The organism is Dyella sp. KRB-257 (assembly GCF_049445995.1).
Lineage (GTDB): Bacteria > Pseudomonadota > Gammaproteobacteria > Xanthomonadales > Rhodanobacteraceae > Dyella_A.
Window position 1 is genome coordinate 1 of sequence record NZ_JBMSDZ010000029.1, and the last position, 22,664, is coordinate 22,664.

20 protein-coding genes are annotated in these 22,664 nt (G+C 69.0%); 7 read left to right on the forward strand and 13 right to left on the reverse strand.

The window, feature by feature from the left end; genetic code table 11:
- Positions 1-127: 127 nt before the first annotated feature.
- The gene (locus tag ACO2Q2_RS15785) at positions 128-973 is read left to right on the forward strand and encodes a glycosyltransferase family 2 protein (protein ID WP_423257146.1); all 846 of its coding nucleotides are present in this window, start codon (positions 128-130) and stop codon (positions 971-973) included.
- Here ACO2Q2_RS15785 and ACO2Q2_RS15790 read toward each other — a convergent pair.
- From ACO2Q2_RS15790 to lpxL, 3 genes are all read right to left on the reverse strand, one after another.
- On the reverse strand, positions 882-2,012 hold the full coding sequence (locus ACO2Q2_RS15790; RefSeq protein WP_423257092.1) for a glycosyltransferase family 4 protein: 1,131 nt from the start codon (positions 2,010-2,012) through the stop codon (positions 882-884). The genes ACO2Q2_RS15785 and ACO2Q2_RS15790 overlap by 92 nt on opposite strands.
- Entirely contained in the window at positions 2,009-2,728 is a 720-nt protein-coding gene (locus ACO2Q2_RS15795; RefSeq protein ID WP_423257148.1) for a polysaccharide deacetylase family protein, read from the reverse strand. Before ACO2Q2_RS15795 ends, ACO2Q2_RS15790 begins: the two co-directional genes overlap by 4 nt.
- Positions 2,729-2,883: 155 nt before the next feature.
- Complete coding sequence (gene lpxL / locus ACO2Q2_RS15800) at positions 2,884-3,810, reverse strand: LpxL/LpxP family Kdo(2)-lipid IV(A) lauroyl/palmitoleoyl acyltransferase (RefSeq protein ID WP_423257094.1); 927 nt, start codon at positions 3,808-3,810, stop codon at positions 2,884-2,886.
- Positions 3,811-3,915: 105 nt separating this feature from the next.
- Here lpxL and waaA point away from each other — a divergent pair, with 105 nt between their 5' ends.
- Entirely contained in the window at positions 3,916-5,157 is a 1,242-nt protein-coding gene (gene waaA / locus ACO2Q2_RS15805) for a lipid IV(A) 3-deoxy-D-manno-octulosonic acid transferase (RefSeq protein ID WP_423257150.1), read from the forward strand.
- 72 nt (positions 5,158-5,229) lie between these two features.
- On the opposite strand, the gene ACO2Q2_RS15810 is transcribed toward waaA, so the two are convergent.
- Both ACO2Q2_RS15810 and ACO2Q2_RS15815 read right to left on the reverse strand, forming a co-directional pair.
- The gene (locus tag ACO2Q2_RS15810) at positions 5,230-6,579 is read right to left on the reverse strand and encodes a TolC family outer membrane protein (protein ID WP_423257096.1); all 1,350 of its coding nucleotides are present in this window, start codon (positions 6,577-6,579) and stop codon (positions 5,230-5,232) included.
- Positions 6,580-6,610: 31 nt separating this feature from the next.
- A complete protein-coding gene (locus ACO2Q2_RS15815; RefSeq protein WP_423257098.1) occupies positions 6,611-7,270 on the reverse strand; it encodes a protein-L-isoaspartate O-methyltransferase family protein in 660 nt (219 codons plus the stop codon).
- Positions 7,271-7,471: 201 nt separating this feature from the next.
- Between ACO2Q2_RS15815 and ACO2Q2_RS15820 the strand changes: the two genes are divergently transcribed.
- Positions 7,472-8,122, forward strand: a complete 651-nt coding sequence (locus ACO2Q2_RS15820) for a TetR/AcrR family transcriptional regulator (RefSeq protein WP_423257100.1) — start codon at positions 7,472-7,474, stop codon at positions 8,120-8,122.
- Positions 8,123-8,386: 264 nt separating this feature from the next.
- Here ACO2Q2_RS15820 and ppa read toward each other — a convergent pair whose 3' ends face one another.
- The 6 genes from ppa to ACO2Q2_RS15850 form a co-directional block, all read right to left on the reverse strand.
- Positions 8,387-8,923: an inorganic diphosphatase gene (gene ppa, locus ACO2Q2_RS15825; protein ID WP_423257102.1), complete on the reverse strand. Its 537-nt coding sequence runs from the start codon at positions 8,921-8,923 to the stop codon at positions 8,387-8,389.
- Between the two features lie 81 nt (positions 8,924-9,004).
- Positions 9,005-9,838, reverse strand: a complete 834-nt coding sequence (locus tag ACO2Q2_RS15830; RefSeq protein ID WP_423257104.1) for a 2OG-Fe(II) oxygenase — start codon at positions 9,836-9,838, stop codon at positions 9,005-9,007.
- 88 nt (positions 9,839-9,926) lie between these two features.
- Positions 9,927-12,047, reverse strand: a complete 2,121-nt coding sequence (locus tag ACO2Q2_RS15835; RefSeq protein WP_423257106.1) for a prolyl oligopeptidase family serine peptidase — start codon at positions 12,045-12,047, stop codon at positions 9,927-9,929.
- 319 nt (positions 12,048-12,366) lie between these two features.
- Positions 12,367-14,424, reverse strand: coding sequence for a sodium-translocating pyrophosphatase (locus ACO2Q2_RS15840; RefSeq protein WP_423257108.1), 2,058 nt, complete (start codon positions 14,422-14,424; stop codon positions 12,367-12,369).
- A gap of 214 nt (positions 14,425-14,638) precedes the next feature.
- Positions 14,639-15,031 carry an RcnB family protein gene (locus ACO2Q2_RS15845; protein WP_423257110.1) on the reverse strand — a complete coding sequence of 131 codons (393 nt, stop codon included), beginning with the start codon at positions 15,029-15,031 and terminating at the stop codon, positions 14,639-14,641.
- A 134-nt stretch (positions 15,032-15,165) separates the two neighbouring features.
- Positions 15,166-16,437, reverse strand: coding sequence for a 6-phosphofructokinase (locus ACO2Q2_RS15850; protein WP_423257112.1), 1,272 nt, complete (start codon positions 16,435-16,437; stop codon positions 15,166-15,168).
- A gap of 183 nt (positions 16,438-16,620) precedes the next feature.
- Here ACO2Q2_RS15850 and ACO2Q2_RS15855 point away from each other — a divergent pair, with 183 nt between their 5' ends.
- Together ACO2Q2_RS15855 and mpl are read left to right on the forward strand one after the other, a co-directional pair.
- On the forward strand, positions 16,621-17,205 hold the full coding sequence (locus ACO2Q2_RS15855) for an adenylate kinase (RefSeq protein ID WP_423257114.1): 585 nt from the start codon (positions 16,621-16,623) through the stop codon (positions 17,203-17,205).
- Between the two features lie 126 nt (positions 17,206-17,331).
- Complete coding sequence (mpl, locus tag ACO2Q2_RS15860) at positions 17,332-18,690, forward strand: UDP-N-acetylmuramate:L-alanyl-gamma-D-glutamyl-meso-diaminopimelate ligase (protein ID WP_423257116.1); 1,359 nt, start codon at positions 17,332-17,334, stop codon at positions 18,688-18,690.
- A 12-nt stretch (positions 18,691-18,702) separates the two neighbouring features.
- Here the strand turns inward: mpl and ACO2Q2_RS15865 are convergent, their stop codons facing one another.
- Positions 18,703-20,115, reverse strand: coding sequence for a hypothetical protein (locus ACO2Q2_RS15865; protein WP_423257118.1), 1,413 nt, complete (start codon positions 20,113-20,115; stop codon positions 18,703-18,705).
- Positions 20,112-21,041: an ABC transporter ATP-binding protein gene (locus ACO2Q2_RS15870; protein WP_423257120.1), complete on the reverse strand. Its 930-nt coding sequence runs from the start codon at positions 21,039-21,041 to the stop codon at positions 20,112-20,114. Before ACO2Q2_RS15870 ends, ACO2Q2_RS15865 begins: the two co-directional genes overlap by 4 nt.
- Positions 21,042-21,154: 113 nt before the next feature.
- Between ACO2Q2_RS15870 and ACO2Q2_RS15875 the strand changes: the two genes are divergently transcribed.
- Together ACO2Q2_RS15875 and ACO2Q2_RS15880 are read left to right on the forward strand one after the other, a co-directional pair.
- On the forward strand, positions 21,155-21,757 hold the full coding sequence (locus tag ACO2Q2_RS15875; RefSeq protein WP_423257122.1) for an LON peptidase substrate-binding domain-containing protein: 603 nt from the start codon (positions 21,155-21,157) through the stop codon (positions 21,755-21,757).
- Between the two features lie 70 nt (positions 21,758-21,827).
- Positions 21,828-22,643, forward strand: coding sequence for an SDR family oxidoreductase (locus ACO2Q2_RS15880; protein WP_423257124.1), 816 nt, complete (start codon positions 21,828-21,830; stop codon positions 22,641-22,643).
- Positions 22,644-22,664: the final 21 nt, after the last annotated feature.

Genomic DNA, 22,664 nt, shown 5'->3' on the forward strand with positions numbered 1-22,664 from the left:
CCCGCCGCCTGATGGCGCACCACGACCGTTCGTCATGGGCACCGGTGGCTTGGGTTTGGCTGGTCGAGGCGCGTATCCTTGCTACCAGACTCGCAAGCTGATTATTTTGTCGACACCCTCTGAGCGCGTGACGCGTGAGCCGCTGTCGGTGGTGGTGATCACCTACAACAACGCCGACACGCTCGACGCCTGCCTGCGCGAGGTCGACTGGGCCGAGGAGATCGTGGTGCTCGATTCGGGCTCCACCGACGACACGGTCGCCATCGCCGAACGCCACGGCGCGCGCGTGGCGGTGCATCCGTTCGACGACTATGGCCCGCAGAAGCAGCGCGCGATCGAGCTGGCGCGCCACGACTGGGTGCTGAATCTCGACGCCGACGAAATCCTTTCCCCCGGCACGCGCGAAGTGATCGAGCGCGCGCTTGAGCACCCGCGCCACGCCGGCTTCCGGCTGCCGCGGCGCGAGCGGATGTTCTGGACCGTGCAGCACCGGCGCAGCTGGCGCAACGGCCACCTGCGCCTGTTCGATCGCCGTCGCGGTCGCATGAACGACGTGGACGTGCACGCCGCGGTGGAAGTGGACGGCCCGGTGAAAACCCTGCGCGCGGCCGACTTCGTCAACGACGGCGACTGCGACATCGCCACGCGCGTGGAGAAGATCAACCGCTACACGACCGGCATGGTGGCCTACAAGCTGCGCAGGCGGCAGCGTTTCACCGGCCTGCGCATGGTGTTCTACCCGCCGGTGTTCTTCCTGCGCCAGTACATCGGCAAGCGCTACTTCCTCAACGGCTGGGCCGGCTTCATCGCCAGCGTCACCGGCGCGTTCTACGCCTTCCTGAAGTACGCCAAGCTGCACGAGGCGCGCGAGCAGGCGCGGCTCACCGCGCGGGCAAATCGCCACGATGGACCGCCGCGGAGTCGGCCCGATGGACCGCCTCCGCCAGTTGCGCCACGAACCGGGCGGCGATGACATCGGTGGCAAAGTGCTGCTGCACGAAGCTGCGCGCATGCTGGCCCATCTGATCGCGGATCCGCTCGTCGCACAGGTCGAGGATCGCCTGGCGCCAGGCGGGCACATCCCCCGGAGGCAGCAGGCGACCCGTTTCGCCGGGCGACAGGGACTCCGGCACGCCGCCGATGTCGCTGGCCAGCACCGGGATGCCACAGGCCTGCGCCTCGATCGACACCCGGCCGAACGTCTCGGTGGCGAGCGAGGGAAAGGCGAGCATCGAGAAGCTGGAGAAGTAGCCGGTGGTGTCGTCGCTCCAGCCGGTGAAGTGGTGGCGCGCGGCGGTGTCCGGCATGGCTGCCGCGGCGGCACGCAGCGCGGCGGCGTCAGGGCCGTCGCCGACCCACAGGCAGTGCAGCCGGGGCTCGGCGCGCATGGCCTGCTGCGCGGCCTCCAGCAGGGGAAAGATCCCCTTGCCGCCGTGCATGCGACCGGCGTAGCCCAGCACCACGGCGTCATCCGGGATACCGAGCGCCAACCGCACCGCCCTGCCGCGAGCCGGATCGGGGCGAAACAGCGCGGTATTCACCGGGTTGTACAGTACCTGCACCGCATGGGGCGGCACGCCCTGCGCCAGATACGCCTCGCGCGCGTGCCGGGAGACCGCGAAGAAGCGCTGGGCGAGGCGCGGCAGGAAGCATGCCGAGAACCGTTTCATCGCCGGCGTGCGGTGGCGGAACAGCGCGACCGGAATGCCATGGCTGCGACCCAGCAACACCAGCGGCCAGTATTCCTTGCCGAAATTGCCGACCAGCCAGTCCGGTCGCGATTCGCGGATTGCCCGCCGGACGGCGGCATAGCCGTGTGGGTCGAGCACGTTGCGGAACCGACCCGCGTGGCGGCGCACGCCGCTGGCGGCGAGGCCCTGCCAGATCAGCGCGTCGCGCAACAGCACCGCGTCCACGTCGTGGCCGTACTCCACGAGACCCTGGGCAAGGGCCACAAAATGCGTGGCCGCTCCGGTGTTTTCATGGTGGGTGCCGACGAACAGGAATTTCATGCCCGCCTGTCCTCGTAGGCGGTGAGCGTGCGCAGGGCGAACGGCAGCAGCCAGTGGTGTCGCGCCACCTGCACCCGCGGCAGCTGGAACAGATCCATGCCCGGCCGGGCGCGCCCGCGACGCGTGGTGGTGGCGGCGATGTACCCCGCGTCGCGGGCGGCATCGGCCACCCGAGCGTCGACGTCGCCGTAGGGGTAGCAGAACTGCCGGACCGGGGCGCCGAGCACGTCCTCCAGCGCGTGCCGGCTGCCGCGCACCTCGTCGCGCAGCGCGGGGTTGCCGCAGCCGGTCAGGCGCGGATGGCTGCGGCTGTGTGCACCCACTTCCATGCCGGCCGCGTGCCAGGCGCGGAGCTGGCCGGCGCTCATGATCGGCTTGGCGATCCCGAGTCGATCGGCATCCCAGCAATTGTGGCTGCCCAGTGCGTCGCTGACGACGTAGCAGGTGGCGGTGAATCCGTATTCGCACAGCAGGGGCAGCGCGTGCTGCAGGTTGTCGACGTAACCATCGTCGAGCGTGATCACCGCCACGCGCCCGCGCTGTTCGCCAGTGAGATGGGGCATGGCATCGGCCATCGACAGCCCGCGGTAGCCGGCGCGGCGCAGCAGCGCAAGCTGACGGGCGAACGCGCCGGGCGCCACGTACAGGCTGCGATAGACCTTCAGGCCACGCGGCGCGCGTGCCACGTTGTGGTACATCAGGATCGGTATGGGCATGCCGGACCGATCGGAGGTGGCTTGGCTGCTCATGGCGCGACCCGTGGAAGGCTCGCTTCGCCGGAAAGTGTGTGGCCCCGGTTCGTGGACGAAGCGCAGTCTGGAGAGTGCGCATCGTCCGGCCGGTGCCTTTCAGCGGGCTGTCCGGGATGGCCTCAGTACACCGGCGGCACGCCTTCCGGGCGGGTCTTGAAGCGCTTGTGCACCCACAGGTACTGCTCGGGCGCTTCGCGCGCCATCTGCTCGATGCAGGCATTCACGCGGGCGGTGTCCTGCAGCACGTCGTCGCTGGGCACGTGCTCGAGCGGGGCGCCGAGGCGCAGCGCGTAGCCGCCGTTGTCGGGCAGGCGGCGATGGAAGAACGGGATCACCACCGCGTTGCCCATGCGCGCCAGGTGGTGGGTGGCGGTGATGGTGGCGGCCGGCACGCCGAAGAACGGCACGAACACGCTGTCCTTGCTGCGCATGTCCTGGTCGGGCGCGTACCAGAGCGTGCCGCCGCCGCGCAGGTATTTCACCGTGCCGCGGATGTCGTCCTTCTCGAACATGGCGTCGGCGTAGCGCAGGCGCGCGCGCAGCACCGCCCATTCGAACACCGCCGAGTCCATGCGCCGGTACATGCCGGCGATACGGATGCGCTGCGACACCAGTCGCGCGCACAGCTCCAGATGCGAGAAATGCCCGCCGACCAGCAGCACGCCCTTGCCCGCGGCGCGGGCGCGTTCGAGATGCTCCAGCCCTTCCACCGACAGCGGCAGGCGGGCGATCGCCCCGTCGCGGCCCATCCAGCCCAGCGCGAATTCCACCAGCATCAGGCCGATGTCGCGCAGGTGCGCGTCGACCAGCGCGGCCTGCTGCGCCCGATCCAGCCCGGGGAAACACAGCGCGATATTGGCCCCGGCCACCAGGCGCCGGGCCGAGTCGATGCGCATGGCCAACCCACCGAGCCAGCGGCCCACGCGCATCAACGCCGGATAGGGCAGCCGCGCGATCAGCCAGATCGCGCCCAGTCCGGCCCAGGCGGGCCAGTGGCGCGGAGCGAGCAGGGAACGGTCGAAGGAGGGGCGGGGCACACCGGGCATCGCGCCATTGTAGCGAGTGGCATCGGGCCAGACCGCGCGACCGGCCGTTTATACTGGCCGCCCGCCACAGGGGGCCGGCCGTTGCGCTTTCTCTACACCTTGCTGATGTATCTGGCCACGCCGGTGATCGTGTTGCGCCTGTTGACGCGCGGCATGCGTCACGGCAGCTATCACCAGCGCTGGCCGGAGCGCTTCGGCGTGTTTCCCGCGCCGGGCCTGAGCGGTTCGCTGTGGGTGCATGCGGTGTCGGTGGGCGAGGTGAATGCTGCCGAGCCGCTGATCAAGGCGCTCAAGCGCGCGTATCCGCAGGCGCCGCTGGTGGTCACCACGGTGACGCCGACGGGCTCGGAGCGCGTGCGCCAGCTGTTCGGCGACGGCGTGTTCCACGTCTACCTGCCGTACGACCTGCCATTTGCGGTGCGCCGTTTCCTGCATCGCGTGCGACCGCGGCTGGCGATCATCGTGGAGACCGAGATCTGGCCGAACCTCTATTTCGCCTGCCATCGGCACGGCATCCCGTTGATGATCGTCAACGCGCGGCTGTCGGAGCGGTCGCTGCGCGGCTATCGTGCCGCGCGCGCGCTGGTGCGCGCAGCGCTGCGCTGCGTGAGTCACGTGTCCGCGCAGTCGCGCACCGACGCGGCGCGCTACCGCATGCTGGGCGTGCCATCGGACAAGGTGGTGGTCAGCGGCAACCTCAAGTTCGACATGCCGGTGCCCGAGCAGGCGCAGGAGCGCGGCGAGGCCCTGCGCGTGCAGTGGGGGCCGCTGCGTCCGGTGTGGATCGCCGCCAGCACCCACGAGGGCGAGGAACTGGCCGTACTGGAGGCGCACCTGGAGGTGTTGCAGCGCTTTCCCGATGCGCTGCTGCTGCTGGCGCCGCGGCATCCGGACCGCTTCCGCCTGGTCGAGCATCTGGTGCGCAACCTGGGTTTTTCGACGGGCACGCGCAGCGGCAATCGCGTGCCCGCGCCGGCGCACCAGGTGTTCGTGATCGACGCGATGGGCGAGCTGATGCCGTTCTTCGCCGCGTCCGATCTCGCCTTCATCGGCGGCAGCCTGGTGCCAATCGGCGGGCACAACGTGCTGGAGCCGGCGGCGCTGTCGCGGCCGGTGCTGGTGGGGCCGCACACCTTCAATTTCGACGACATCACCCAGACCATGGTCCAGCAGGGCGGCGCGCAGCGCGTGGCCGGCAGCGATGCGCTCGGCGCGGCCGTGCTGCAGTTGTTGCGCGACCGGGCCTCGCTGCACCGCATGGGCGAGCGAGCCCATGCCGTGTTCGACAGCGAGCAGGGTGCGGTGCGCCGCGTGATGACGCTGATCGATCACACGCTGGGCGAATAGCTCAGGAAATTGCCCAGGAAAAAGCCGGACCTCGCGGCCCGGCTTCGTGTCCACGTCAGGTCGAAATGCCCGTCATTCGAGCAGGGCGTTGATCGACTCGAGGTCCTTGATGTCCGCCGTGCCGGTGGCCTGCTTCAGCAGCAGCTTGTCAAGGATGAACTGGTGGCGCGCCTGCGAGTACTGGCTCTCCGACGAGGTCAGCGTCTGGATCGCGGTGAGCACGTCGAGGATGGTCTTGGTGCCGACGCTGAAACCCGCACGGGTGGCGTCCAGCGCCTTCTGGCCCGCCTCCACCGCCGACTTGGCGGCCTCGACCTGGCTGATACCGGCGATCACCGAGCGGTAGTAATTCAGCGTGTCGCGGGTGACCTGGCGACGCTGGGCTTCCAGCGTGTCCTGCGCGGCGTCGCGCTGGTAGATCGACTGGCGCACCCGCGACTGCGTGGCGCCGCCCTCGAAGATCGGCACCGACAGCGTGAGGCCGATGGTGGTGGAGCTCGGCTGGCGGAAGTGCAGGTTGGTGTTCTGGAACCAGGTGGCGCTCTTGCCGTAGCTCACATTGGCGTTGATGGTCGGCAGGTGCCCGGCGCGCGCGGCGGAGATGCTGTGCTCGGCCGCCTCCACGCTGTACTTCTCCGAGAGGATGTTCGGATTGTTCTGCAGTGCCTGGTTCACCCACGCCTGCTGGTCGTTCGGCACGGGCGGGCTCATCGGCAGGTCGTCGCGCAGCTTCTTCAGCCCACCGGTCGGCTTGCCGGTGATCTGGGCGAGCGCCTCGCGGGCGTCGTCCAGCGTGTTGCGTGCGGCGATCGTCTGCGCCTTGGCCGACTCGTAGAACGACTTGGCCTGGTAGACGTCGGTGATCGCCGACAGGCCCACCTTGTAGCGCTGGTCGGACTGTTCGTACTGCTGCTTGTAGGCCTCCTCGTTCGCCTGGGCGAAGGTGAGGGCATCCTGGCTGGTCAGCACGTTGAAGTACGCGGTGGACACGCGCACAAACAGATCCTGCAGCGCGGCCTGATACAGCGCATCCTGCGCGCTGGCCTGCGAATGCGCGGCCTTCAGGTCGGCGATCTTGCTCAGGTTGAGCACGGTCTGGCTGAGGTTGCCGGAGATGTCGCGGGTGCGCGAATGGCCGGGGTTGGAGCTGGTCGGCACGACCTGCCCGGTGGCGGGATCGACCGTGCTGCTGGTGCGCCCGCCGTTGGTCTGGCTCAGCGACACTCCCGCCGATATCTGCGGCAGCAACAGCGCGCGCGCCTGGTTCACGTTCTCGCCTACCGAGAGGCGCTGCGCGTCCGCCTGCGAGAGCACCGGGTCGTTGGCGCGCGCTTCTCGATATGCATCCAGCAAATCCTCGCCATGGCTGGGCAGGGAGATTGCCGACAGGGCCAGGGCCAGGGACAGAAGCTTCAAGCGCATGGGGTGCCTCGTGGGATGGTCTTGGGGAGGTTCAAAAAACGAATCGGCGCGCCGGTTCGGCGTGCAGCAGGTAGGGCAGATCGGTTTCCAGCAGCACTTCATCGCGGTAGCGGCCGTTGCCTTCCTGGGTAAGCAGCGCCACCTGCTGGGCCGGCGAGGCGCCGCGGATCACCAGCAGGCGACCGCCGGGCTTGAGCCAGGCCAGCATGCGTTCGGGCAGCTGCGCCACCGCGCCGGTCAGCACGACCGCGTCGAACTGCCCCGACGGCTGCCATTCGAGCACGGCATCGCCGGTGGCCAGGGTGGCGTTGCCGACACCCGCGGCCGCCAGCCGCGCACCGGCGGCGGCGGTGAAGTCGGCGTGGATGTCCACGCTCACCACCTCGCCGGCCAGCCCCGCCAGGCAGGCGGTGAGGAAGCCCGAGCCGGTGCCGATTTCCAGCACACGGTCGGTGGGCGCCAGCTCCAGCGCCTGCAGCACGCGGCCCTCGAGCACGGGCTTCATCATCACTTCGCCGTGGCCGAGCGGGAGGCAGACATCGGCGAACGCCAGCTGCCGATGTTCGGCGGCGACGAAATCCTCGCGGCGCACGCGGCCCAGCACCTCGAGCACGCGCGCATCAAGGACTTCCCAGGGACGCACCTGGTTTTCCACCATGTTCTGCCGCGCCTGCTCGAAATTCATCGCCATGTTCAGCCACGTCCCATACAAATCGAAAAAGGTCAGAAAGGATAAGTGCCTGGACCATTTCCGACAATCGCCAGCCTGCCGGCTGCGACCACATGGCCGAAGTGCCGGAAGTCATCGCGCGCGGTGGTTTTCCGTGCACTGGAAATAATTAAACCGTCACGTATAATAAAGGAAGTTGTGTATTTCCGTGAAGGTGTTCTGATGAGTTCCGTCTCGCCGACCAAGTGCCAGGGCCCCGGCCGCCCGAAGGACATGGAAAAGCGTGCCGCGATTCTCGAGGCCGCCAAGAACCTGTTCGTGCGCAATGCGTTTGCCGGCACCAGCATGGATGCGGTCGCGGCCGAGGCCGGAGTGTCCAAGCTCACCGTCTACAGCCACTTCGGCGACAAGGACAACCTGTTCCGGGAAGTCGTCCGTGCGCGCCTGCAGGATCTGCTCCCGGAAGACACCTACGACCTCGATCCTGACGCGGACATCGGCCAGACCCTGCTCAAGATCGCCCTGACCCACGCGCGCCTGGACTGCGACAAGGAAACCGTGGGCACCTTCCGCGCCATCCTCAGCGACTGCCGCCAGGGCAATCCGCGCTACGGCCGGCTGCTGTGGGAAGAAGGTTCGATGCGCACGCACGGACTGATGGAACGCCTGCTTCAGCGCGCGGTTGACGCAAGACTGCTGGACATCGACGACGTGCGCCGCGCCGCCGTGCAGTTCTTCGCGCTGATCAAGGGCGACCTGATGATGCGCCGCATGTTCGGCTGCGACGATTGCCCGCACGCCTATGCCGCCGAGATCGAGGCGACCGCGCGCGCCGGCGTGGCGACCTTCCTTCGGGCCTATACGCCGCGCTGATCCGTTCCACCGCGCGGTATGGCGCCACGCCGCCCGCGCCGCGGCTCGCGAATTCCTTGCAAGCCGTCCGGCAGCAAGCGCCGAGCGCGCGCCGAACCGACGGCGATCATCGAGGAGGGGATTCCAAGACGATGCTGCACGGGCGATGCGCCTGCGGCTAGACGCGCTATCAGGCGGACAACGGCAGCGGCGCATACGCCGCATCCCCCCAAAGCCAAAGCGCGCCGGCGCGCTTTGGCTTTGGGGGGATGCGGGCGCGATCGATCAGCCGTTGTCCTGGGCGTGACGCTTGATGCCGCGCAGGATCTCGGCCTTGGCCTCGGCGGCCTTGACCCAGCCGTCGAGCTTGACCCACTTGCCCTTCTCCAGGTCCTTGTAGTGCTCGAAAAAATGGCCGATGCGCTCCAGCCAGTGGCCCGAGACGCCGTCGATGTCCTGGATATGCGCATAGCCGGCGAAAATCTTTTCCACCGGCACCACCACCAGCTTCTCGTCGCCGCCGGCCTCGTCGGTCATGCGCAGCATGCCGACCGGCTTACAGCGGATCACCGAGCCGGGGATCAGCGGCAGCGGCAGGATCACCAGCGCGTCCAGCGGGTCGCCGTCGTCGCCCAGCGTGCCCGGCACGTAGCCGTAGTTGCACGGATAGCGCATCGGGGTGGACAGGATGCGGTCGACGAAGATCGCGCCGGAGGCCTTGTCGACCTCGTACTTGACCGGCTCGGCGTCCTTCGGGATTTCGGTGATGACGTTGATTTCGTCCGGCACGTTGCGGCCGGCGCTGACCAGATCCAGACCCATGGGGGGAGTGACCTTGCGCTAGGGGTGAAGAGGGCCGACAAGGATACGGCAAGAGCTGCTGCAACGCAGCACATGAAACCGTCAGCGCAGGAAGGGCCGCTCGCGCAGCCATTTGGTGGCGATCCATTTCTCCCCGCGCTGCACCGGCAGGCCGGCGTGCAGCGAGGTGGTGTCGCCGGTGTCGTAGGCGAAATAGACGGCCGAACCCTTCAGCGCGGTCACGGTGAGCCCGACGTGCGGAAAACCGGTACCGCCGCCGGCCTCGGGCGTGTTGAGGTACATCACCACGCTGGCCATGCGCTGGCCGCCGTGCGCCGTCACCGCCTCGAAGCCCGGCTGGGCAGGATCGAACCAGTCGTAGTGCGGCTCGTATTCCTGACCCGGTCCGTAGTGCAGCACCTGCAGCCCCTCGCCGTGGCTCGCCGGCACGCCGAGCAGGGCGGCCAGGCGGGCCTCGATGCGCTCGATCAGCGGCGACTCGCCGAGCCGGAAAAACATGCCGGCGCTGGTGCGGCGATCGTCCACCTGCTTGCGCCCTTCGGTATCCACCGTCATCGCGCGGGCCAGCCGCGGGCGCGCCTGTTCGATCAGTTGGTCGCACTCGTCCGAGTCGAGCAGCGCATCCATGACGCGCACCACCGGCACGTCGACCGAGGCGCTGACCCGCACGCGCCGCCCGGCGGCATCGGCGAACGGCGCTGCCGGATGACGCGGCCGCACGCCGGCCGGCGGCGCGTGGCCGGTGAGCGCGGCCAGCGGCAGCTCCAGTACGCTGGCGACGATGCTGCGGCTCTCGCGCGGGTCGTAGCCGGTTTCCTTCATCAGCCGCAGCACCTCCTCGGGGCTGTGGCCGGCGCGCGTGGTGGTGAGGATCCACTCGCGCAGTTCGGGGCGGATGCTGGTGGTTCGTTTCATCGCACTCGGATCGGTCGGAACGTCCGGTGATGATAGCGTCGGCCCGCGTGCCGGTCGCGCTGCGCCGGCACGCGGTAGTCAGGGCGACTTACTGCAACTGCTCCCACAGGAAGCGGTAGGCCAGCGCGTGCATGTAGGCCGATTGCCTGTTGTCGGCGCCGGCGCCGTGGCCGCCTTCGAGGTTCTCGTAGAACCACACGTCGGGCAGGCCCATCGCCTGCATCTTCGCGGCCATCTTGCGCGCCTGCACCGGGCCGACGCGGTCATCGCTGGTGGTGGTGTAGAACAGTACCGGCGGGTAGTGGCCGTCCCTGCGCACGTTCTGGTACGGCGAGAAGTGGCGGATGAAATGCCAGTCGGCGGTGTCCGGATTGCCGTATTCGGCCATCCACGACGCACCGGCCGAGAGGTGGCTGTAGCGCTTCATGTCCAGCAGCGGCACCTCGCAGGCGATCGCGCCGAACAGCTGCGGATACCGCGTGAGCATGTTGCCCATCAGCAGCCCGCCGTTGCTGCCGCCCTCGGCGCCCAGGTGCTTGGGCGAGGTCACGCCGCGATGGATCAGGTCCTGCGCCACCGCGGCGAAGTCTTCATAGGCGCGCAGTCGGTTGGCCTTGAGCGCGGCCTGGTGCCAGGCCGGCCCGTACTCGCCGCCGCCGCGAATGTTGGCGATCACGTAGACGCCGCCGCGCTCCAGCCAGGCGCGGCCGATGCTGCCGCTGTAGCTGGGCAGCAGCGAGACCTCGAAGCCGCCGTAGCCGTAGAGCAACGTCCGGTTGGAGCCGTCGCGCTTGAGCGTTTTCGGGGCGATCTGGAAATACGGCACGCGCGTGCCGTCCCTGGAGGCGACGAAGTGCTGGCTGACGGTGAACTTCGACGCGTCGAAGAACGCCGGCTCGCGCTTGAGCGTCTGCGCCGGCGTCGTGCCCAGCACCCCGTACTGCAGCGAGGACGGCGTGAGGAAGCCGGTGACGCCCAGCCAGTACTCGTCGCTGTGGTCCGGATCGGTGTCGACCACGCTCACCGTGCTCAGCTCGGGCGCGCCGGCCATCGGCTCGCGCCGCCACGCGCCCGGCTGCGGCGTCAGCACCTCGAGCCGGCTCTTCACGTCGTCCAGCACGTCGAGGATGAGGTGATGGCGCGTCCAGCGGTAGGACGCCAGCGAGGTGTGCGCATCGGGTGCGAACAGCGTCGTGAAATCGCGCTTGCCCGCCATGAAGTCGTCGAAGCGTGTGGCGAGCAGCGCGCCGGACGGATACGTGGTGTCGCCCACGGTCCACGGCGAGCGGGTCTCCACCAGCAGCCATTCGCGATGCGCCGCGGCGGTGGCGTCGTCGGGCACGTCCACCTTCAGCAGCTTGCCGTCGCGGCGCTGGAACAGCTCGCTGTGGAAGAAGTCCCTGGCCACCGAGACAAAATCACGCTCGAAGCCCGGCATGGCGTCGTGGTGAGCGCTGACGGCCAGATCGGTCGGCTTGCCCTCGTGAACCACGCCGGCCTCGGCCAGCGGCGTGTCGCGTTTCCATACCTTGACGATGCGCGGATAGCTCGATTCGGTCATCGAGCCGGGGCCGAAGTCGGTGCCGACGTAGATCGTGTCCCGGTCGATCCAGTCCACGTCGCTTTTCGCCACCGGCAGTTCGAAACCGCCGCTGACGAAGCGCTTGTGCAGCAGATCGAATTCGCGCACCGCCACGGCATCGCCGCCGTCGGGCGACAGTGACAGCAGGCAGCGTTCGTACGCCGGCTTGAGGCACTGCGCGCCCTTGAACACCCAGCGCTTGCCTTCGGCCTGGTTGAGCGCGTCGATGTCCAGCAGCACCTCCCATGCCGGCGAGGCCTTGCGGTACTCGACCAGCGTCGTGCGGCGCCACACGCCGCGCGGATGCGCCTTGTCGCGCCAGAAGTTGTAGAGGTACCGCCCCATCCGGTTGACGTAGGGAATGTGCTCGTCCGAATCGAGCACTTCCAATATCCGCTCGCGATCGCGCGTGAAGGACGCGCCGGTGGCAAAGCGGTCGGCGGTGAGGGCGTTCTGCCGCTTCACCCACTCCATCGGCCTGGCGCCGCGGATGTCTTCCAGCCAGAGGAAGTCGTCCTGCGGAGCGGCGTCGGCCGGTGCGGAATTCGGTGCCTGTGCGTGCGTCATGCCCGCGAGTGTGATGCCGAGCGCCAGCGCCAGCCAGATGATCGGGATATTGCGTGCCATGCCGTGGCCCCCGTGCGTGATGGGCGCTCCGGGAGCGCATGCCCCAGTCTCGGCGGCTGGGGGCACTTGCAACACATGACCAACGGCAGGGTGTCGAAAGTCATGGGGCAATGTGCGCCACCATCTACGGTTCCGGCGGCGGCCAGCGGTTTTTCGGCCACCAACTTCGTGGGCTGCATCGGGCGTCCGAAGACGGTCGGCCTCGCTATAAGCCGGATCACGCCTGGAGCGGCATGGAGGGGCGGCATGTGCCGCCCCTCTCTTGCATGCGTCGTCAAGGTTCCGCCGAAGCCAGGCCCCGACTGGTTGCGCCGAGTGGTCAGAGCAGCGGAATCAGCAGCAGCGCCACGATGTTGATGATCTTGATCAGCGGGTTCACGGCGGGGCCGGCGGTGTCCTTGTAGGGGTCGCCCACGGTATCGCCGGTGACGGCGGCCTTGTGCGCTTCCGAGCCCTTGCCGCCGTGGTGGCCGTCCTCGATGTACTTCTTGGCGTTGTCCCACGCGCCGCCGCCGGTGGTCATCGAGATCGCCACGAACAGGCCGGTGACGATGGTGCCGATCAGCACGCCGCCCAGTGCCTTCGGTCCCAGCAGCAGGCCGACCACCACCGGTACGGCGACCGGCAGCAGCGAGGGCACGATCATCTCCTTGATCGCCGACTTGGTCAGCATGTCGACCGCGCGCGAGTAGTCCGGCTTGCCCGTGCCCTCCATGATGCCGGCGATCTCGCGGAACTGGCGGCGCACTTCTTCCACCACCGCGCCGGCCGCACGGCCCACCGCCTCCATCGCCATCGCACCGAACAGGTAGGGAATCAGGCCGCCGATCAGCAGGCCGATGATCACCATGTGGTCGGACAGGTCGAACCGCATGGCGCTGTAGGTGGTGCCCGCGGCGAGCGCCTTCGCCGCGCCGGCGACGTTGAGGTTGTGCGTGTAGTCGGCGAACAGCACCAGCGCGGCCAGCGCGGCCGAACCGATCGCGTAGCCCTTGGTCACCGCCTTGGTGGTGTTGCCCACCGCGTCGAGCGGGTCGGTGACGCCGCGCACTTCCGGCGGCAGATCGGCCATCTCGGCGATGCCGCCGGCGTTGTCGGTGATCGGGCCGTAGGCGTCCAGCGCCACGATCATGCCGGCCATCGACAGCATCGCGGTGGCGGCGATGGCAATGCCGTACAGGCCGCCCAGCGCGAAGGCACCCCAGATCGCGAAGCACACCGCGATCACCGGCATGGCGGTGGATTTCATCGACACGCCAAGCCCGGCGATGATGTTGGTGCCGTGACCGGTGGTGGAGGCCTGCGCCACGTGTTGCACCGGCTTGTACTGCGTGCCGGTGTAGTACTCGGTGATCCACACGATGGCGCCGGTGAGCACCAGCCCGATCAGCGCGCAACCGTAGAGGTTCATCGCGCCGTGGGCGGTGTCGGCCATCAGCTGGGTGGTGATCGGATAGAACGCCACCGCCGCCAGCACCGCCGAGACGATCACGCCCTTGTACAGCGCGCCCATGATCGAGCCGCCGGGCTTCACCTTCACGAAGAACGTGCCGACGATCGAGGCGATGATCGACACCCCGCCGAGCACCAGTGGGTAGAGCACCGCGTTGACACCCGCCTCGGCGGTCATCAGTCCGCCCAGCAGCATGGTGGCGATCAGCGTCACCGCGTAGGTCTCGAACAGGTCGGCCGCCATGCCGGCGCAGTCGCCCACGTTGTCGCCCACGTTGTCGGCGATCACCGCCGGGTTGCGCGGGTCATCCTCGGGAATGCCGGCTTCCACCTTGCCGACCAGGTCGGCGCCCACATCCGCGCCCTTGGTGAAGATGCCGCCGCCGAGGCGGGCGAAGATCGAGATCAGCGAGGAGCCGAAGGCCAGCCCGACCAGCGCATGCAGCGCGCGCTCGCCGGTGTAGCCGAAGTGCTGCAGGGCCATGTAGTAGCCGGCCACGCCGATCAGGCCCAGGCCGACCACCAGCATGCCCGTGATGGCACCGCCGCGGAACGCCACGTTCATCGCGGCCGCCAGCCCGCTGCGTGCTGCCTCGGCGGTACGCACGTTGGCCTGCACCGACACGTTCATGCCGATGTAGCCGGTGGCCCCGGAGAGCACCGCGCCGAGCGCGAAGCCGATCGCCGTGCCCCAGTTTTTTAGAGCAAAGCCTATGACCACGAACAGCACGACGCCGACCACGCCGATGGTGGTGTACTGGCGGTTGAGATAGGCGCGCGCGCCTTCCTGGATCGCCGAGGCAATCTCCCGCATCCGCTCGTTGCCCGCCGATTGCGCCATGATCCAGCGCGCCGAGAAACCGCCATACAGGATCGCTACCACCGCGCACGCCAATACGATCCATACGCCATACTGCTGCAGCATCGGAACCTCCCCATGAAGTTGTCATCGTGGTGCCGGGCGGTTCGCGAACGCGCCCGAGATGGCCGTCCTGAACGGGCGGTCCCGGCGAGTATAGGCAGAGGCCGTGACGCGGACCGTTGTGCGTCGCAACGCGGGGCGTTGCCTGCTGCGGCGGGCACAACAAAAGGCGGCGCCTCGCGGCGCCGCCTTGCGGGTCCGCCAGGACCGTGGCCGATCAGTGCAGCACGGCGTCCAGGATGATGCCGGTGGCAACGGCTATCAGCAGGTACTGGCCATCGTCACCGCGCACCCAGTGATAGCCGCGCGGCGGCGGGCGCAGGCGATAGGTGCGGTAGTCGCGAACCACGTACACCGGCCCGTAATAGCGATGGCCACGCTCCCAGCGGTGACCCGGCGGCACCCCATGGCCGTCGTGGTCGCGCCAGCGGTCGTGGTTATGGTCGTAGCGGCCGTACTCGTGGTGGTCACGATCGTGGCCGCGCCCTCGCCCATGGTCGTCGTGCCAGTCGTGCCGGTCATGGTCGCCGTGATCGTGGTGCTGGGCCATGGCGACGCCGCTGCCGGTCAGCATGGCGGCGGTAATCAGCGCAGTGGTGATCAGTTTCATGGCGCCTCTCCTTTTGGACGATCGGCCGGCGGCCCTTTGCGTGTTGCGGGCGCAGCCTAGGATGGCTTCCCTGAATCGAAAGCCTGTCGCGGCTATTTCCTTTCAGAAGTCGCTCATGAAGCTGAGCGCTTCGTTCATTCTGTCCGCGACGGCAGCCGCCTGGCTACGGCGGCGAGCTTCAGGCTGCCGTAAGCAGGAAGTCCGTCACGCCGCCAGGGCAGCGGCGCCTCGCCGGCGATCAGCGGCGAGAGGTAGCGCCGCGCTGCTTCGGTGATGCCGAAGCCGTCGCGCCGGATGAAGCACCTGGGCATCTTCTTTTCCTTGTTGGCGATCTTCGCCAGCGGTGCGGGCTCGACCTTCCAGCGATACGGCGCGTCCGACGTGCGCACGATCACCGGCATCACCGCATTCATGCCGGCCAGCGCGTAGTCGACCGCCGCCTTGCCCACCGCGTAGGCCTGTTCGGCGTCGACCCTGGAGGCCGCGTGACGCGCCGAGCGCTGCAGGTAGTCGGGCAGCGCCCAGTGGTACTTGTAGCCGAGCCTGTCCTTCACCAGCTGCGCCAGCATCGGCGCCACGCCGCCGAGCTGGCTGTGGCCAAAGGCATCGCGCGTGCCGGCTTCGGCGAGGAACCGGCCCTGCGCGTTGCGCACGCCTTCGGACGCCACCACCGTGCACCAGCCCACGCGTTCCACGGTCGCCTTCACCTTGGCCAGGAAGGCGGCTTCATCGAACGCGTTCTCGGGGAACAGGATGATGTGCGGCGCCTGGTCCGGCCCGTTGCCGGCCAGGCCGGCGGCGGCGGCGATCCAGCCGGCGTGGCGGCCCATCACTTCGAGGATGAACACCTTGGTGGAGGTCTCGGCCATCGAGGCCACGTCCAGGCTCGCCTCCAGCGTCGAGATTGCCGTGTACTTGGCCACCGAGCCGAAGCCCGGACAGCAGTCGGTGACGGCCAGGTCGTTGTCCACCGTCTTGGGCACGCCGATGCAGCGGATGTCGTAGCCCATCGCCTTGCCCAGCTGGGACACCTTCAGCGCGGTGTCGGCCGAATCGTTGCCACCGTTGTAGAGGAACCAGCGGATGTCGTGCGCGCGGAACACGTCGATCAGTCGCTCGTATTCGGCGCGGTTCGCCTCCAGCGATTTCAGCTTGTAGCGGCAGCTGCCGAAGGCGCCGCCGGGGGTGTGGCGCAGGGCGGCGATCGCCGTGCGGGTTTCCTTCGCCGTGTCGATCAGGTCCTCGCGCAGGGCACCGAGGATGCCGTTGCGCGCGGCGTACACGCTCACGCCGCGCGCCCGGGCGGCCTCGATCACGCCGGCCGCAGTGGCGTTGATCACCGAGGTGACGCCGCCGGACTGCGCATACAGCAGGCGGCCTTCGATCGTGCGGGATGCTCGGGTCATGCGTTTCTCCTGGAGGATGGGTGCCGCGTCAATCCGACTTTGGCAGGGGAGACAGGCACTTGGCGCATGCATGCGGGCCATTTCGTTTGACGGCCCCCCATGCAGACGCTACTTTGATCGTCATTTTGATGAATCCAGCGTAGCGCCGCAGGGTGCGGTCCGACGCGGATGGTGTGGAGCATTATGCGACTCGTGCTACTCGGCGCGCCCGGCTCGGGCAAGGGCACCCAGGCCACTCGACTCAAGGCCGAGCTCGGCGTTCCCCATATCTCCACCGGGGACATGCTGCGCGCCGCCGTGGCCGCCGGCACGCCGCTGGGCATGAAGGCCAAGGCGGTGATGGATGCCGGGCAGCTGGTGTCCGACGACATTCTTTTGGGCATGCTCGAAGAGCGCCTCGCGCAAGAGGACGCACGCAACGGCTTCATCCTCGACGGCTACCCGCGCAACCTGACCCAGGCCTCCGCGCTGGACGAACTGCTGGCCAAGATCGGCCAGCCGCTCGATGCCGTGGTGAAGCTGGAAGTACCGAACCGGGCGATCATCGAACGCTGCGAGCTGCGCTTTGCGGCCGAGGGTCGCGCTGACGACAACCCCGACACGGTGCGCCGCCGCCTGGGCGTCTACGCCGAACAGACCGCGCCGGTGGCCGATTTCTACGCGCGCCGCGGCAAGCTGCAGGTGGTCGACGGTGAGGGCGACCTCGACGAAGTCACGGCCAGGGTGAAGCGGGCGTTGACCGGCGACTCGGCGGTAGCCAGCGGCTGATCGCACGCCGAAGCACTCTACCGTTTCACAACGGCAGCGCCTTGCGCTGCCGTTGTCGTTTGCGGCGGGCGATACTGCCCATTCCATCGAGCGCCGCTGGCGCGCAACACCCAGCAAGGACTTTCCATGCGTCTGCACATCCTCGGCATCTGCGGCACCTTCATGGGCGGCGTGGCGGCGCTCGCGCGCGAGCTTGGCCACACCGTGGAGGGCAGCGACGCCAGCGTCTATCCGCCAATGAGCACGCAGTTGGAGGCGTTGGGTATCGGACTGATGGAGGGCTACGCGGCCGCACACCTGCAGCCGGCACCGGATCGGGTAGTGGTGGGCAACGCGATGACCCGCGGCAATCCGGCCATCGAATACATGCTCGACGCGCAGTTGCCCTATGTCTCCGGTCCGCAGTGGCTGGGCGAGACGCTGCTGCCCGGACGCGAGGTGCTGGCGGTGGCCGGCACCCACGGCAAGACCACCACTACCAGCCTGCTCGCGCACCTGCTCGAAAGCGCGGGCATGGCGCCGGGTTTCCTGGTCGGCGGCGTGCCGGGCAACTTCGGCGTGTCGGCGCGACTGGGCAGCGGCAAGCCGTTCGTGATCGAGGCGGACGAGTACGACACCGCGTTCTTCGACAAGCGCTCGAAGTTCGTGCACTACCGCCCGCGCATCGCCATCCTCAACAACCTGGAGTACGACCATGCGGACATCTTCCCCGACGTGGCGGCGATCCAGCGCCAGTTCCATCACCTGGTGCGCACGGTGCCGGGCAGCGGCCGGCTGATCGTCAACGCGCACGACGCGTACCTCGGCGAGGTGCTGGCGATGGGTTGCTGGACGCCGGTGGAAACCTTCGGCATCGGCCGGGGCGACTGGCAGGCCGAGCTGAGCGCGGCGGATGGCACGCGCTTCGCGGTAAGTCTGCGCGGTCGGCGATTGGGCGAGATCCACTGGCCGCTGCTGGGCCACCACAACGTGATGAACGCGCTGGCCGCGCTCGCCGCGGCCGCGGCGGCCGGTGCCGATCCGGCGGCGCTGTTGCCGGCGTTCGCGGATTTTCGCAGCGCCGCGCGGCGCATGGAGCAGGTGGCGGCGGTCGGCGGCATCACCGTGTACGACGACTTTGCCCATCACCCCACGGCGATCGCCACCACGCTGGCCGGACTGCGCGCCAGGGTCGGCGACGCGCGCATCCTGGTGGCGCTGGAGCCGCGCTCCAATTCCATGCGACTGGGCGCCCATGCCGAGGGTCTGGCGCCGTCGCTGGCGGCGGCCGACGCGGTGGTGTTCCTGCATCGGCCCGAGCTGCCGTGGGATGCGCAGAAGGTCACCGGCGCACTGGCCGGACGCGGCACCACCGTGCCGTCGGTGGGGGCGCTGATCGAGGCGCTGCGCGCGCGGGTGCGCCCCGGCGACCACGTGGTGTTCATGTCCAACGGCGGCTTCGAGGCTGCGCCGCGGCGCTTCGCCGAGGCGCTGCACGCTGGTTGATCCAACGTTGGCTCAGGCCAGCGGCGCGTCGAAGCAGGGTGGGCGGCGCTGGTATTCGCGCTGCGCCGCGAACCACACGCCGAAGCCGAAGCTGATCGTCAGCAGTGCCAGCAACGCACCGCCGATGCCGAGGCCCAGCGCGCCGAGCAGCACGTAGCCGCCCCAGTACGTGGCCATCGCGCCGAGCACCACCACGAGGTTGACCAGTCCGCGGCCGAGGCTGCCTTCCGGTCCGATCAGGTGCACCGCCAGCGCCACCAGGCTGCCGGCCACGGCGACGATCGCGGCGGTCAGCAGCATGCGGCCCGGTTCGGTGGCATGTACCAGCACGATGCCCAGCGCGGTGTAGGCCAGCGCGCTGAGCGCGCTTACCGGCACCAGCAACAGCAGCGCGTCGACCAGAGTCTTCTGGTAGTCGCTGCGCGTGGCGGGCGCCAGCGTCAGATAGAGATCGGCCAGGCTCGGCCGCATGCGCAGCATGCCGCGGCCCAGTTGCGGAAACCGGCTCAGCGACAGCAGCACCGCGTACGCGCCGATCACCGCCGCGTGGTAGTGCGGCCGGTGCTGGATGACCACGAAGTACAGGGTCACCATTGCCGCCACCAGCGCGAGGCGCAGCGCGATCGCCGGCGGGTTGTCGTGCGGCAGCAGCAGGCTGCGGATCAGTGCCAGGCGCTGGCGCGCGCCGGGGCGGCGGCGGTAGCTGGCCAGCGCGTGTTCCATCGCCCGCTGCGCCATGCCGTCGAACCACGCGCTGACGCGCTTGTGGATGGCGCCGCGCGGTGGCGCGCCTTCCATCGACGGCGACTGCAGCCGGTTCAGTCCGGTGCTTTCCAATGGCGACACGTCCGGTTCGCGGTCGTCGATGCGCAGCAGCGGCCGCAGCACCAGCTTGAGGATCAGCACGGTCGCGAGCCCCAGCGCCACGGGCGTCAGTGGCGAGTGCAGCGCGGCCTGCGCGATCTTCGCCGCCAGTTGCGGCATCCAGCCGGCGGCGATCGCCACCAGCCAGATCAGCACGCCGGCGCGCCGCCCGGTGCCGCTGGCCAATCCGATCGCGGCGGCGAGCAGCAACCCGGTCGCCGTCAGCCAGACGTATGGCATGCCGCACACCGCCGCGAGCAAGGCCGGCAGCAGCACCCACAGCGCGACATCGACGATGGCCAGCTCGCCCAGCCGGCGCCGGAACTGCGGCAGCAGGAAACTCTCCGGCCGACACAACCCGTGCAGCACCTGCCCCTGGCCGAGATGCCAGAACCAGCCGCCAAAGAACACCAGGCTCATGCCGATGCCGGCGAACGCCTGGTCGCCGCGCACCGACCACGCCAGCATGCCCATGCCGCAGATCCACAGCCCGCCGGCCAGCACCACCAGTACCGGCATCCGCCGCCACAGCTGCAGCGAGAGCTGCCAGACCGCCTTCATGCCAGCTCCACGAACAGGTCTTCCAGCGTGGGCGTCTCGATCTGCAGCGTGGCCTGCTCGCGCGCGGCCAGCGCATCGAGGCTGTCCAGCGTGGGGTCTTCCACCAGCAGCTCGGCGCGCTCGCCCTTCAGCGAGGCCTTGAGCAGGCCGGCGACGACCGGTGCCTGCGGCCAGCCGGCGGCACGGCTGAGCACCACGCGGCGCAGGTGGCTGCGCAGCTCGGCCAGCGGCCGGGTGAACTGGATGCGTCCGTCGCGCAGCAGGGCGATGTCGGCGTCGGCGCGCTCCAGGTCGGCGGTGATGTGGGTGGAGAAGATCACCGTCTTGCCCGGCGCGCGCATCAGCTCCAGCAGCTCGGCCATGAAGGCGCGGCGCGCCTGCGGATCGAGGCTGGCGACCGGTTCGTCCAGCACCAGCAGGTCCGGCTCCGGGGCGATCGCGCGCACGATCGCCAGCTTCTGCCGCTGGCCCTGCGAGAGCTGGCCGATCTTCTGCTTCGGGTCGAGCTGCCATTCGCCGAGCAGGCGGTCGGCCAGCGGGGCGTTCCAGCGCGCGTAGAAGGCGGCGGTGAAGTCGAGATAGGCGCGCACCTTCATCCACGGGAACAGGTCGAAGGTCTGCGGTACGAAGCCGACGCGATGCATGCGTTCGCCGCCCGGTTCGGTCATCGGCGCGCCGAACAGGCTGACTTCGCCGCCATCGATCGGCGACAGGCCGAGCAGGCAGCGCAGCAGGGTGGTCTTGCCGGCACCGTTGCGGCCGAGCAGGCCGATCACGCGGCCGGCCGGCACGCGCCAGTCCAGCGCGCGCAATACCTCGCGCTTGGCAAATGATTTGCAGAGCTGCGACACCTGCAGCACTGCATCGGCGTCGCGCGCGGGCAGGGGCGGCAGGGCGGCGGCGGGCGAGAGTTCGAGGGCGGACATCCCTGGCTCCGGGGGCGATTCAGACCATCCAATGTGCGGCAGTGCGCCGCTGGCGTCCAGTCATCCGCGCACTGTGGCTGAATCGGCGCGGAGCCGTCGGTAGACTCGCGACCATGGCCGAACCCACTGCGCTCGTCGAACTGCCGCTGTTTCCGCTCGCGACGGTGCTCTATCCCGGCGCGCCGCTGTCGCTGCGCATCTTCGAGCCGCGCTATCTGGACATGGTGCGCGACTGCGCCCGCCAGGGCACCGGCTTCGGCGTGTGCCTGATCCTGGACGGCCACGAGGTGGGCGGTCCGGCGCTGCCCGCGGCGGTGGGCACGGTAGCCACGATCACCGATTTCCACAACACCGGCGAAGGCTTGCTGGGCATCGTGGCGCACGGTGGCGCGCGCTTCCGCGTCGAGCGCACCCGCGTGCTGGCCGACGGCCTGCTGCGCGGCGAGGTGCAGCTGTGGCCGGACGAGCCGCCGATGGACGTGCCACCGGAGTTCGGCTTGCTGCAGACCATCCTGGAACGCCTGGTGGAGACGCTCGGGCCGCACTGGCGCGATGCGCCGCGCAGTGCTTATGACGACGCCAGCTGGCTGGGTTTCCGCATGGCCGAACTGCTGCCGCTGGCCAACGGCGAGCGCCAGGCCCTGCTCGAACTGACCGATCCGGTGCAGCGGCTGGCCGAACTGCGCGACATTCTTCCGCGCTTCCAGCGTCCCTGATCCGGCGACCGCGGGACGCGGCGCTACACTCGCCGTTTTCCCTCACAAGAGCATCCCAAGGAGCGGCGCCGTGGGCTCACTGGCGGGCAAAACCCTGTTCATCACCGGTGCCTCGCGCGGCATCGGGCTGGCCATCGCGCTGCGCGCAGCGCGCGATGGCGCCAACGTGGTCATCGCGGCCAAGAGCAGCGTGCCCAATCCCAAGCTGCCCGGCACTATCCACAGTGCCGCCGAAGCGGTCGAGGCGGCCGGTGGACGCGCGCTGGCGCTGAAGGTGGACATCCGCGAGGAGGCGCAGGTGGTCGAGGCGGCGGCCCGCGCGGCGGACCACTTCGGTGGCATCGACATCCTGGTCAACAACGCCAGCGCGATCTGGCTGGCCGGGGTGGAAGGCACGCCGATGAAGCGCTTCGACCTGATGCACCAGGTCAACACGCGCGGCACCTTTCTCGCCACCCGGACCTGCTTGCCCTATCTGAAGCGTGCCGCCAACCCGCACGTGCTGATGCTGGCCCCGCCACCCACACTGGAACCGAAGTGGTTCGCGCCGCACACCGCCTACACCATCGCCAAGATGGGCATGAGCCTGTGCGTGCTGGGCATGGCCGAGGAGTTCCGCCCGCTGGGCATTGCGGTCAACGCGCTGTGGCCGCGCACCGTCATCGCCACCGCGGCGATCGCCATGATCGACGGCGTGCGTCCGGAGCACTGCCGCACGCCCGAGATCGTGGCCGATGCCGCGCATGCGCTGCTGGTGCGCCCGGCGCGCGAGGCCACCGGCCGCTTCGCGATCGATGACGAGGTGCTGGCCGAGGCCGGAGTCGGCAATCTGGACCGTTATGCCGTGCAGCCGGGCCAGCCGCTGCTGCCGGATCTGTTTCTTTGACGGACCCGTTCGGCTCATCTC